The sequence below is a fragment of the Pseudomonas sp. 3B-A001-10F genome (genome assembly GCF_056313565.1).
In genome coordinates this window covers 162,290-171,984 of record NZ_JBQYFW010000012.1, presented here as the reverse complement: position 1 = coordinate 171,984, position 9,695 = coordinate 162,290, and the positions used below count along the sequence as shown (strand labels likewise).

Genomic DNA, 9,695 nt, shown 5'->3' with positions numbered 1-9,695 from the left:
TCATGAGGCTGGCCTGTGCCAGTGATTCGCAGGCGTGGACCAGCAGGCTTTCGCTGTCCTGTTCCGGTGCGACCTGGAACATGGTGCTGGGTTTGTGGAAGCGCAGGGTTAACGCGTTGGGTTTGAGATAGTGGTCGAGGGCGCGCTCGGCGGCTTCGTGGAATTTCTTCGAACCGGGGAATTCGTAGGGGGTGGTGTCGTCGGTTTCAGGTGGATTAGGTGTTGGTTTGAACATGGTGAAACTCCATTCGGGATGTGGAGTTCGTCACGCACTGCGACCAAGCAGAAGGGTGGCGAACTGTACGCGGGTTGGTCGACCAGGGAATGGAAACCCGGCAGGGCCGAAGCCCTCCCACGCACAGTTCGCCATTAAGCAAGCTGAAAAAAGTGCGCCATTCTAAACCCGGACGACCAAGTCCGGTCGCTGATTCGTCAGCGACACCCAAATCCTAGCCACCGCACTTCCGACGGACAACCTGCAAAACCTGTGGGAAACATCCGCGAAATCCCGGTTTTCGTAGGAGTTGTCGTAGGTGTGGATTGCTTGATTTTTAAACAGAAAGTCCCTCAGTCGCAGGCTGTGGCTGATCTGCGTGAAGATGATGTTCTGTTTAAAGTTAGCGCGATGGCCGCAGCCGGACTCACGTTCTGCCCGCTGGATGGGAAGACACTCGCTTGGCTTTTGTTTCGCGGTGAATTTCCCCCTCACCCCAACCCTCTCCCGAGGGAGAGGGAGCCGATTTATGGGCTTTTCAATATCTGAGTTCGACTCGGTATCGCACGTCGGCGTAGCTCACCCAAACACCTCGGTCAGTCCCCTCTCCCTTTGGGAGAGGGTTAGGGTGAGGGGCTTTTAGCTGTGTGCCGGGGATTTTGGGATTTCGTGATTATCCAGCACACGATTCACCGCCAGTTCAGCGAGCATGATGATCTGCTGAATCGCCAGAATCGTCCGTCTTTGCGGCAGGTCGATGTACGCGGCGATGTCGCTGGTCATGAGGCTGGCCTGTGCCAGTGATTCGCAGGCGTGGACCAGCAGGCTTTCGCTGTCCTGTTCCGGTGCGACCTGGAACATGGTGCTGGGTTTGTGGAAGCGCAGGGTTAACGCGTTGGGTTTGAGGTAGTGGTCGAGGGCGCGTTCGGCGGCTTCGTGGAATTTCTTCGAACCGGGGAATTCGTAGGGGGTGGTGTCGTCGGTTTCGGGTGGATTAGGCGTTGGTTTGAACATAGGAAACATACTCGTGGCAAGTTGAGTTGAAGCTGCCACTTTTCGTTTTCCAGGCGAAAGGGTGGCAGCTGTGCGCGGACTGGAAAAACCGGTCAACTCACCAAAACCGGCAGGCCCTAGGGCCTCCCGCGCACAGCCGCCATAACATTGCGAGCTAAAAAGCGCCGCAGTATGCCATGAGCTTTGGTAGTTGAAATCGGGTTTTCCAGACCCGGTCGCTGATGCGTCAGCGACACCCAAATCCTAGCCACCGCACTTCCGACGGACAACCTGCAAAACCTGTCGGAAACATCCGCGAAATCGTCGTTTCTGTAGGCTCTGCCGTAGGCTGCGATCTGTTGATTTTTAAACATCAAGATCAAAAGATCGCAGCCTGCGGCAGCTCCTACAGAAGACGCATTGTGTTTAAAAATCAGTTGGCGACGCGCGCGCCGGCGAGGCTGCCGCTGAGTTCGTAGGCGGCCAATTCGGCTTGGTGGGCGGCGAGAATCTCTGGCAACGAGCCGCGCAAATACTCAACCCACGTCTTGATCTTCGCATCCAGATATTGCCGCGAAGGGTAGATCGCATACAGGTTCAGCTCTTGCGAGCGGTAGTTCGGCATGACCCGCACCAGTGTGCCGTTACGCAAACCTTCGATCGCCGCATACACCGGCAACACGCCGACCCCCATGCCGCTGGTGATCGCGGTTTTCATGGCGTCGGCGGAGTTCACCAGAAACGGCGAGCTGTTGATGGTGACCATTTCCTGGCCTTCCGGGCCGTCGAAGGCCCATTTTTCCAGGGGGATCACCGGGCTGACCAGGCGCAGGCAGGCGTGGTTGAGCAGGTCGCTGGGCTTTTGCGCGGCGCCGTTGGCTTTCACGTAGGCCGGGGAGGCGCAGACGATGCTGTAGGTGATGCCCAGGCGTTGCGACACAAAACCTGAGTCCGGCAACTCGCTGGCGAGCACGATGGACACGTCGTAGCCCTCGTCGAGCAGGTCCGGCACGCGGTTGGCCAGGGTCAGGTCGAAGGTCACGTCCGGGTGGGTTTTGCGGTAGCGGGCGATGGCGTCGATGACGAAGTGCTGGCCGATGCCGGTCATGGTGTGCACTTTCAATTGCCCGGCCGGGCGTGCGTGGGCGTCGCTGGCTTCGGCTTCGGCCTCTTCGACATAGGCAAGGATCTGTTCGCAGCGCAGCAGGTAGCGTTTGCCCGCTTCGGTGAGGGCAATGCGCCGCGTGGTGCGATTGAGCAAACGGGTTTGCAGGTGGGCTTCCAGGTTGGAGACCGCGCGCGAGACGTTGGCGGTGGTGGTGTCGAGTTGCACGGCGGCGGCGGTGAAGCTGCCGGCTTCGGCCACGCAACTGAAGGCGCGCATGTTTTGCAAAGTGTCCATGGGGTGCTCTCAAGGGAGATGGCAAATTGTGACACGAAGTTTCGGGGGCTGAGACCCCAGACTTAAGGATTATCTCGTTAACCGTAACAAAGATTCACAGAAATCCCAGCTTATCGCCGTACGGGGCCTTCCATAGAATTGCGCCGATCCCTGTAGGAGCTGCCGAAGGCTGCGATCTTTTGATTTTGTTTTAAGGGAATCAAGATCAAAAAATCGCAGCCTGCGGCAGCTCCAACACGGGTTCTCGATCTACCCCTCTCTCAGGAATTCGCAGCTGTGCCGCGTCGCATCAACAGAGCGCTTTTGCCGCTCAGTGTTCTGGCTTTTACCCTGGGTCTTGGCGGCTGCATCTCAACGGACGGAATTGTCCCACAGGGCACGGCAATGGAGGCCAATACACTGGCCACCGACGATGCCATCGCCCACGCCGCCCGTGACGCCAACTGGTCTACCGCGCAATGGTGGCAAGCCTACGGCGACCCGCAACTCAATCGCTGGATCGACCTCGCCGTGCAAGGCAGCCCGAGCATGGCCATGGCTGCTGCGCGAGTACGTCAAGCCAAAGCCATGGCCGGTGTCGCCGAAGCCGCCGAGTCATTGCAGATCAATGGCGAGTCGACCCTCAAACGCCACAACTGGCCAACCGATCAGTTCTACGGCCCGGGCGATCTGGCCAACACCACCACCTGGGATAACAACGCCGCGTTGGGTTTCAGCTACGCGCTCGATCTCTGGGGCCGTGAAAGCAACGCCAGCGAGCGGGCGGTGGATCTGGCGCACATGAGCGCGGCCGAGGCGCGGCTGGCGCAGCTGGAATTGCAGAACAACATCGTCCGCGCCTACATCGAACTGTCGCTGCATTACGCGCAGCGCGACATCGTCGCCGCGACGCTCAAGCAGCAGCAACAGATTCTCGATCTGGCGCAGAAGCGCTTGAACGGCGGAATCGGCACGCACTTCGAAGTCAGCCAGGCCGAAACGCCGCTGCCGGAAACCCATCGTCAGCTCGATGCGCTGGATGAAGAAATCGCCCTGAGTCGCAACCAGATCGCCGCGCTCGCCGGCAAAGGTCCGGGGGCGGGCGCACAGTTGCAGCGCCCGACATTGTCCCTCGGTGCTGCGCTGAAACTGCCATCGGCATTGCCCGCAGAGTTGCTCGGCCAGCGGCCCGATGTGGTCGCCAGTCGCTGGCAAGTGGCGGCGCAGGCGCGCGGTATCGATGTGGCGCATGCCGGGTTTTACCCCAACGTCGATCTGGTCGGCAGCCTCGGCTACATGGCTACCGGCGGGGGCGCGCTGGAGTTTTTGACCGGCAAGAAACTCAACTACAACGTTGGTCCGGCGATCTCGCTACCGATCTTCGACGGTGGCCGACTGCGCGCCGAATTGGGTGAGGCCTCCGCCGGTTACGACATCGCCGTGGCGCATTACAACCAGACGCTGGTGAATGCGCTGAAGAATATTTCCGATCAGTTGATCCGCCGCGAGTCGATGGACAAGCAGCAAGGCTTCGCCGCCGAGTCGGTGGCCACGGCGCAGAAGACCTACGACATCGCGATGATCGCTTATCAGCGCGGCCTCACCGATTACCTCAACGTGCTCAATGCGCAGACGTTGCTGTTCAAGCAGCAGCAGGTGCAGCAGCAGGTGCAGGCGGCGCGGTTGAGTGCGCATGCCGAACTGGTGACAGCGCTGGGTGGTGGGCTGGGGGCAGGCAACGATGTGCCGACCGCCGAGAAAACCCAAGCGCCGAAAACCCCGGTTCTCCTGCATTGAACACACATCAAATTGTAGGAGTGAGCCTGCTCGCGATAGCGGTGTATCAGTCAACAGAAATGTTGGATGTAAAATCGCCATCGCGAGCAGGCTCACTCCTACAGGTATCGCGTCTTGCCTGAATTCTTGAGCACAATTAAATGACCCCCTTGCCCGCACCTCTGCGCTGGCTCTACTCCCTGGAATGGCGCCGTGGTTTCTTCGACTGGGCGCGCAGCGATGGCGTGACCTGGGTCTACATCTTCAAGGTGTTGATCGCCGCATTCCTCACCCTGTGGCTGGCCATGCGCCTGGAATTGCCGCAACCGCGCACGGCGATGATCACCGTGTTCATCGTCATGCAGCCGCAGAGCGGCCAGGTGTTTGCCAAGAGTTTCTATCGCTTCCTCGGCACGTTGGCCGGGTCGGCGATGATGGTCACGTTGATCGCGTTGTTCGCGCAAAACACCGAGCTGTTCCTCGGTTCGCTGGCGATCTGGGTCGGCATCTGCTCGGCCGGTGCCGCACGTTGCCGCAACTTCCGCGCCTATGGTTTTGTCCTCGCCGGCTACACCGCGGCGATGGTCGGATTACCCGCGTTGGCGCACCCGGACGGCGCGTTCATGGCAGCGGTTTGGCGAGTGCTGGAGATCTCGCTGGGGATTCTCTGCTCGACCCTGATCAGCGCCGCGATCCTGCCGCAAACCGCCAGCGCGGCCATGCGCAACGCCTTGTATCAGCGCTTCGGCGTGTTCGCGCTGTTCGTCACCGATGGCCTGCGCGGGCGCAGCAAAGCCGAAGCTTTCGAGGCGAGCAACGTGCGCTTTATCGCCGAAGCCGTGGGCCTTGAAGGCTTGCGCAGCGTGACCGTGTTCGAAGACCCGCACATGCGTCGGCGCAACGGTCGCCTGAGCCGTTTGAACAGCGAATTCATGGGCATCACCACGCGCTTCAACGCGCTGCATCAGTTGCTTGAACGCTTGCGCGGCAATGGCGAAGAACATGTGGTCGCGGCGATAAGACCGGGTCTGCAGGATCTCGCCGAAGTGCTCGACGGCTTCAGCGGTCGTGCCCTGACCAGCCCCGACGCCGCCCGTTTGGCGACAGCGCTGGCGACCTACAAGGAGGGGCTGCCGGCACGGGTTCGAAGCTTGCGAGCAATCTTCCAGGAAACCGATCCAAGCGACGCCGAACAACTGGATTTCCACACCGCGTACGAACTGCTTTATCGCTTCGTCGACGACCTGCACAGTTATGCACAGACCCACGCGTCATTGGCCGATCACCGCCACGAGCGCGAGCGCTGGGACGAGCCATTCACCCCGCAAACCAATTGGTGGGCGGCAGCGGCTTCGGGGATTCGCGCCTCGTTCATCCTCATTGTGCTGGGCAGTTATTGGGTCGCGACCGCTTGGCCAAGTGGCGCGACGATGACGCTGATCGCTGCGGCCACCGTGGGCCTCTCGGCGGCCACGCCGAACCCGAAACGCATGGCTTTTCAAATGGCATGCGGGACCTTCCTCGGTGCGCTGATCGGCTTCATCGAAATGTTTTTCATCTTCCCGTGGATCGATGGTTTCCCGCTGCTGTGCGTGATGCTCGCGCCGGTGATCGTGCTCGGTTCGTTCCTCACGTCGCGCCCGCAATACGCCGGTGTCGGCCTAGGTTTGCTGATCTTCTTCAGCACCGGTTCGGTGCCGGACAACCTGACCATCTACAACCCTTACACCTTTATCAACGACTACATCGCCATGGTCATGGGCATGCTGGTCTGCGCCGCTGCCGGGGCAATTATCCTGCCGCCGAACAGCCGCTGGTTGTGGAAGCGTCTGGAGCAGGATCTGCGTGGCCAAGTGGTCTATGCGATCAGTGGAAAACTCAAAGGCCTGGCGTCGAGTTTCGAGAGCCGTACCCGTGATTTGCTGCACCAGGCTTACGGTCTCGCGGCCGGGCAGCCGAAGGTGCAGAAGAACCTGCTGCGCTGGATGTTCGTGGTCCTGGAAGTCGGCCACGCGATCATCGAGCTGCGCAAGGAGCAGGCGATTTTGCCGGTGCACCCGGCCTATGCCGAATCGCAACCGTGGCGCCAGGCGATCCGCGTAATGGGTCGCGCGCTGGTGCGGCTGTTTCTGCAACCGAACGCCAGCAATCTCGAACGCGCACTGGTCGCTGTCGATCATGCGATCAGTCGCGTGGCGGCGACCGATGAGCCATTCGCGCCGCACTTCGATACCTCAGCATTGCGTCGGGTGAAGAGCTATCTGCACTTCATCCGCACTTCGCTGCTCGACCCGCAATCACCGCTCGCTGCTTACGCCGTCGCCAAACCCGAAGGACTTGCCCATGCCTCGTGAAATCGCCTTCCACGGCGTGTACATGCCGACCATGACCTTGATGTTTTTCATCGCTGCGGCACTGGCCTGGGCGGTGGACCGCTTCTTGTCCGGGTTCGATCTGTACCGTTTTTTCTGGCACCCGGCGCTGCTGCGTCTGAGTCTGTTTACCTGTCTGTTCGGCGCCATGGCGCTGACTGTCTACCGTTGAGAACGATCTGATGAAAAAGTTTTTCAGCCTGCTCGCGACCCTGCTGGTGCTAGCCCTGGCGTTGTGGATCGGCCGCACGCTGTGGGAGCACTACATGAACACGCCGTGGACCCGCGATGGTCGGGTACGCGCCGACATCATCAACGTCGCCGCCGACGTCACCGGTGAAGTCATCGACGTGCCGGTGCGCGACAACCAACTGGTGAAGAAGGGCGATCTGCTCATGCAGATCGACCCTGAGCATTACCGCATCGCCGTCAAACAAGCACAGTCTTTGGTTGCCTCGCGCAAGTCGACGTGGGAGATGCGCAAGGTCAATGCCCATCGCCGCGCCGACCTCGACAACCTGGTGATCTCCAAGGAAAACCGCGACGACGCCAGCAACATCGCCGACGCCGCGCTGGCCGATTACCAACACGCCCAAGCGCAACTGGAAGCCGCCGAACTCAACCTCAAACGCACCGAAGTACGCGCGGCGGTCGACGGTTATGTGACCAACCTCAATGTGCATCGCGGCGACTACGCGCGCATCGGCGAGGCGAAAATGGCCGTGGTCGACATGAACTCGTTCTGGGTTTACGGCTTCTTCGAAGAAACCAAACTGCCCCACGTCAAAGTCGGTGACAAGGCCGACATGCAGTTGATGAGCGGCGAGGTGCTCAAGGGCCATGTGGAAAGCATTTCTCGCGGGATCTACGACCGCGACAACCCGGAAAGCCGCGAGCTGATTGCCGATGTAAACCCGACGTTCAACTGGGTACGACTGGCGCAGCGGGTGCCGGTGCGCATTCACATTGATGAAGTGCCGGAAGGTGTGCTGCTGGCGGCGGGGATTACCTGCACGGTGGTGGTGAATCAGAGCGCTGTGGATAACTGATGAACCGAGTCGCTGCCATTCGCGAGCAAGCTCGCTCCCACATTGGATCTGCGGCGCAACCAGGATCCCTTGCTCGCGAAGAGGGCGGCTCGGTGTCTCAAGAGAATGCGGAATCTTCAATCAGCACAAAACGTCTCCTGCAAATACAGCCACAACACCCGCCCGGTTTCGAGTTTTTCAAACACCACGGTCGAACGCCGATCCGTGTGCACACCGCTCGCATCGCTTTGCTGTTCGCGGTAACTCACGGTCGCGCCGCGCTGATGCAGGGCAATCACACGTAACTCACTGAGCTGGATTCTGAAACCTTTCTTCTGTCCGCCTGCGGCTCGGAACAGCAGGCGCAAGGCATCGATATCCAGCGCTCTGCCCAACGGCGTCACCATGGAAAAGCGTGGCGAAAAACGCGCCAGCAAGCGCTGCAGCGCGGCGTCATCTTCTTCTACGGCAAACCATCGTTCGATGGCTTCGTGCGCCTGGATCACTTCGTCCAGGTAGGGTGTGGCGTCGTTCATGCAGTTTTTTCCTCAAGGGCAGTCGGGTTCAATAGCGCGAGCACGTGGGTCGAGTCGAAACGCAGGACGGCGACCATCGGCAACAGCGTGAGCAGCGCGGCAGCGATAAAACAGGCTTGGAAACCAACACCGCCCAAGGCGCCCAGCAGTGAACCGAGCAGCGCCGCCGCGAGGCAGAAACCGAGTTGACGATTGATGTTCCACAGGGCACTGGAGTGGCCCATTTTTTCTGGCGCGATGCCAACAAAGGCCAAGGTCTGCGCGGTGACGCTGCACAGGCTACCGCCCAGCCCCATCAGGGCATAGGCGATGATCAGCGGCGTGCTGGCGGGTTGTTCGCTGCGCATCAGCAAAACGATGCCCAGGCATTGTAGGAGCATGCCGGCGCTGAGCAATGGCTTGGGGCCGAGGCGGTTGAAGCTGCGCTTGCCAAGCATGATCGCCACCCCCGAGCCGACCGCCCACGGCAGCATCAGCGCGCCGGTTTGTGCCGCGCCGACACCGAGGTTGTGCAGGTACAGCACGGCTATCATGTGGGTGCCGGTGAACACCCCCGGCACGCACAGGTAGATCAGCATCGCCACGCGCAGAGACGGGTTCTTGATCAGTTGCAGGTCGAGGATCGCGCCGGGTTTGTGCCAGCCATCGCGCAGGTAAATGCACAGGGTCAGAAGGCTCAGCAGCAGGGCAGCGATGCCGAGGTTACGGGTGTCGGCGTCGCTCAACAGACTGATGGCGATCAACAGTAAACTTAGCGCCGAGGCTGCCAGCAGCAGGCCGCGCGCGTCCAGCGTCGGGCGTTCAGTCAACGGTTGATCGGCTTTCAACCAGAGCAGGCCAAGCCCAAGTGCGAGCAGTGTCACCGGCAGATTCAGGTAAAAAATCCAGCGCCACGACAGCGCTTGAACGATCAGTCCACCGGCCGCCGGCGACAGTGCCGGCACCAGCAGCGCCACCAGCAACACCACTCCGGTGAAGTGCGCGCGTTGCGTCGCCGGGAACTGTCGATACGCCAAGGCCTGGCCCACCGGCAGCAGCAGTCCGCCACCGAGGCCTTGCAGCAGTCGCCAGGCAATCAGGCTTTCAATCGATCCCGCCTGCGCCACCAGTGCCGAGCCCACACCGAACAGCAGCAGCGAGGCGAGGATCAAGCGCCGCTCGCCAACCCGTGTCGCCAGCCACACGCTCAATGGAATGATCAGCGTCAGGCCCAACATGTAGGCGTTGCTGATCCACGCCAGTTGCGTCACCGAGGCGTGCAATTGTTGCGCGATGTCGGGGTAGGCGATGCTGGCGACGAACATGTTCAGCAAGTCGAGCGCGAAGCCCAACAAATACACCAGCGCGACTTTCGAGCGATAAGCCATGGCAGCTTCCCTGTGATGAGACGTGCAG

General features: G+C 60.6%; 8 protein-coding genes and 1 pseudogene. 4 read left to right on the top strand and 5 right to left on the bottom strand.

What is annotated here, in order from left to right; genetic code table 11:
• From AC0ZWN_RS14130 to AC0ZWN_RS14120, 3 genes and pseudogenes are all read right to left on the bottom strand, one after another.
• Window positions 1-235 (bottom strand): annotated as a pseudogene (locus AC0ZWN_RS14130) (DUF6124 family protein); the annotation flags it as partial.
• Window positions 236-853: 618 nt separating this feature from the next.
• Window positions 854-1,228, bottom strand: a complete 375-nt coding sequence (locus tag AC0ZWN_RS14125) for a DUF6124 family protein (RefSeq protein ID WP_134174710.1) — start codon at window positions 1,226-1,228, stop codon at window positions 854-856.
• A gap of 412 nt (window positions 1,229-1,640) precedes the next feature.
• Window positions 1,641-2,609 (bottom strand): LysR family transcriptional regulator, encoded by a 969-nt coding sequence (locus AC0ZWN_RS14120; protein ID WP_007914118.1) that lies wholly within the window; start codon window positions 2,607-2,609, stop codon window positions 1,641-1,643.
• Window positions 2,610-2,885: 276 nt separating this feature from the next.
• Between AC0ZWN_RS14120 and AC0ZWN_RS14115 the strand changes: the two genes are divergently transcribed.
• From AC0ZWN_RS14115 to AC0ZWN_RS14100, 4 genes are all read left to right on the top strand, one after another.
• Window positions 2,886-4,385: an efflux transporter outer membrane subunit gene (locus AC0ZWN_RS14115; protein WP_476335463.1), complete on the top strand. Its 1,500-nt coding sequence runs from the start codon at window positions 2,886-2,888 to the stop codon at window positions 4,383-4,385.
• A gap of 140 nt (window positions 4,386-4,525) precedes the next feature.
• Window positions 4,526-6,718, top strand: a complete 2,193-nt coding sequence (locus tag AC0ZWN_RS14110) for an FUSC family protein (RefSeq protein WP_476335462.1) — start codon at window positions 4,526-4,528, stop codon at window positions 6,716-6,718.
• Complete coding sequence (locus AC0ZWN_RS14105) at window positions 6,708-6,908, top strand: DUF1656 domain-containing protein (RefSeq protein WP_007914106.1); 201 nt, start codon at window positions 6,708-6,710, stop codon at window positions 6,906-6,908. The genes AC0ZWN_RS14110 and AC0ZWN_RS14105 overlap by 11 nt, the downstream gene beginning before the upstream one ends.
• Before the next feature lie 10 nt (window positions 6,909-6,918).
• Window positions 6,919-7,785, top strand: a complete 867-nt coding sequence (locus tag AC0ZWN_RS14100; RefSeq protein WP_038357606.1) for an efflux RND transporter periplasmic adaptor subunit — start codon at window positions 6,919-6,921, stop codon at window positions 7,783-7,785.
• 116 nt (window positions 7,786-7,901) lie between these two features.
• On the opposite strand, the gene AC0ZWN_RS14095 is transcribed toward AC0ZWN_RS14100, so the two are convergent.
• Both AC0ZWN_RS14095 and AC0ZWN_RS14090 read right to left on the bottom strand, forming a co-directional pair.
• Window positions 7,902-8,300, bottom strand: coding sequence for a DUF4440 domain-containing protein (locus AC0ZWN_RS14095; protein ID WP_476335461.1), 399 nt, complete (start codon window positions 8,298-8,300; stop codon window positions 7,902-7,904).
• Complete coding sequence (locus AC0ZWN_RS14090) at window positions 8,297-9,667, bottom strand: MFS transporter (protein WP_476335460.1); 1,371 nt, start codon at window positions 9,665-9,667, stop codon at window positions 8,297-8,299. Before AC0ZWN_RS14090 ends, AC0ZWN_RS14095 begins: the two co-directional genes overlap by 4 nt.
• Between the last annotated feature and the right edge of the window lie 28 nt (window positions 9,668-9,695).